Below are 2655 nucleotides of genomic sequence, written 5' to 3'. Positions count from 1 at the left end.
GCCGTTCAAATCAATTTTATTGAAGCTAATCTCTTAACTTCAAAGATATGAATTGATGAGACCCTTCATGTCTCTGTGTTACCAGTTTCCATGAAGGACTCGTGTCCTTCTGGTGCTTTTCGTGTTTCTCATTGTTTAATTTACAAGGTACAAACCGCTCAAACAAGCGGAGCCTTATTATATCAGGCTCGCTCTTGGTTGTCAAGCACTTTTTCAAACTTTTTTCAAGTTTTTCTTTCGTGCTGTCATCCAACCGGCTCGCTCGAACTTTTATATCATATCACGCCGTTTCGCTCTTGTCAACACCTTTTTTGAACTTTTTCTCAACTTCCTGTTGGATTTCCGTTCCGGTGTTGCCCCTGCGTCAGGCGCTCAGTTAATATACCAAATCCACCCCCACTTGTCAACACTTTTCTTCGCCTTTTTTCGAGTTTTTTCGAACTTTTTCCTCAGGCCCCAGATATGGTGGTTTTACTCCCTCTCTACCACTATTTCCTCCGCCCCCTTGGGTACCAGGGCACACAGGACCGCCAAGGCCAGATTCCCTATGGGCCATACCATCGTAGGTAGCATCTCCGTCCACCCCGTAAAGGCTACCGCGATCCCCAGGAGCACTCCCAGTACCGGGCCCTTCCCGTCTCCCCATACTCGGGCCAGCAGTCCCGCCCACACCAGGTCACAGATGAGCCACAGGGCGGACAGCAGCCCCTCCAGCCGGGCGCTCTCCCCCATCACCCCTGTGGTGACAAAGAAGGGATGGGGCAGCTCTCCGGCGGCATTGCCCAATACCCCCCGGGTGAGAGCGGCCAGAGCCACCCCCAGCAATCCCGCCAGCAGCAGCCACCGCCCCACCGGGCCGCCCTGCCGCTGACGGGGGGATACCTTATATAAATAGGGAAGCACCCACGCTGCCATAGCCACGGTGCCCGCCGCCATGAGGGCGGAGGTCCAGCCGCTGCCCTGCCGGGCCCACAGGTAGGACACGGTGACCTGGGGGATGGCCAGCAGGCCTACTGCCACCAGGGCAGCCACCAGCACCATCCAGTAGATCTCCCCGCCCCGGAAGAAGGCGGCGGACTTGCCCCAGCTCATCCACAGAACGGGCAGGGCCAGCAACAGCAGCAGCCAGCCGGACACCCCTTGGCTGCCCCCCACCAGCTCCACCCGTTGGGCGGCCTGCACCAGCACATGGCCCAGGACTACCACGGACCAGAGGCAATAGAGCCCCCGGAGGACCACGCCGTACCCGCCCCGGCACAGGGGCTTGTCCCCCTGGCGCAGCATGAGCCAGCGCAGCAGAGGCACCGCTGCCGCCGTGCCCACCAGTCCCCATGCCCAGTCCACCACACCGGCCTGGGACGCCGCCAGGGACAGCCCTGCCAGGGTCACCGCCGCCAGCACCTGGCGCAGGGACAGCTCTTTGCCTGTGTTCACGCCTCATTCCTCCCACTTACACCACCCGGTCTTCTCCAGGCGGCCACTGCTCTGCCCCACGCAGGGCAATTCCACTTGCCCCTGGGTGGTGAGGGTGGCCAGCGCCGCTGCCACCGTGGGGGCTTTGATTCCCTGATTGGTCAGGAGGGTCAGGTCCCCCTCCGGGTCGCTGCAACCCTCCAGCACCTCTCCCACCGGGTCCAGGGTCACCCACACCGTGGCGGTGGAGCCCAACTCCTCATCCCCCAGCACTTGGACCAGTACCTCATGGAGGTCCACGTCTGCCCCCACCACCAGATAGGACACCGAGGTGAGGGTGAGCTCCTGCTTGGCACACCAGGGGGCCTGTTCCAGGGCGGCGGCAAAGTCCGCCCCCTCACAGGTTCCCCCGACGGGGGTATCCTCCCCCTCGTCCAGGCCGCACACCGCCGTCAACTCCACCGGGCCGGACCCCGCCACCCCCAGCACCCGCACCAGAGCCAGTTGGTCCGGCTCCCGGGCGGTGGGAGCGCAGCCGCACAGCACCAGGGCCAGAGACAGGGCCAACATCCACATCCGTTTCAACCTTGATTCCTCCTGTTCTGGGGATTGAGGTACCGGGGCCGGGTCTTCACCCAGGGCAGAGGCTGGCGGAACACCACGTGCCCCCGCTCCCCGCTGCCTCCGCAGGAGGCAAAGGGGGTGAGATAGGCCACCCCGAAGCTCTCCAGGGAGGCCAGGTGGTACACCAGGGCCATCCCCGCCAGCACCAGCCCGATGAGCCCCGCCACCCCGGCAGCCAAAGCGATGCCAAACCGCCACAGCCGCAGCGCCCCGGAGAAGTCCTGGCTGGGGGCGGTATACCCGGCAATGCCCGCAATGGCCACCATCACCAGCACCGCCGGGGACACCAGCTTGGCCTCCACCGCCGCACTTCCCACCACCAGGCCACCCAGGATGGACACCGTCTGCCCGATGGCGGCGGGCAGACGCAGCCCCGCCTCCTGCACCACCTCAAAGGCGATGAGCATCACCAGCACCTCCGCCAGGGTGGAAAAGGGCACGTCCGCTTTGGCGGAGATGATGGACAGCATCAGTTTCACCGGGATGAGCTCCGGGTGGTAGAGCACCGCCGCCACGTAGAGCCCCGGCAAAAACAGGGTCACCAGCATACACAGATAGCGCAGCACCGACAGGGCCGAGGCCACCATCCAGCTGGTGCTCCGGTCCTGGCCCGTGCGG

General features: G+C 63.5%; 3 protein-coding genes. All 3 read right to left on the bottom strand.

What is annotated here, in order from left to right:
• Positions 1-471: 471 nt before the first annotated feature.
• Entirely contained in the window at positions 472-1434 is a 963-nt protein-coding gene (locus E0L15_RS12015) for a hypothetical protein (RefSeq protein ID WP_168125782.1), read from the bottom strand.
• A gap of 3 nt (positions 1435-1437) precedes the next feature.
• The gene (locus E0L15_RS12010; protein ID WP_168125780.1) at positions 1438-1998 is read right to left on the bottom strand and encodes a hypothetical protein; all 561 of its coding nucleotides are present in this window, start codon (positions 1996-1998) and stop codon (positions 1438-1440) included.
• Positions 1995-2655 (bottom strand): spore germination protein (locus tag E0L15_RS12005; RefSeq protein ID WP_168125778.1); only part of this gene is annotated, 661 nt, incomplete at its 5' end. The genes E0L15_RS12005 and E0L15_RS12010, both read right to left, overlap by 4 nt.

The organism is Pseudoflavonifractor sp. SW1122 (assembly GCF_012027765.1).
GTDB lineage: Bacteria > Bacillota > Clostridia > Oscillospirales > Oscillospiraceae > Enterenecus > Enterenecus faecium.
Note: the sequence above shows the minus strand (reverse complement) of the source record. Positions and strands in the feature narration are given on the sequence as shown.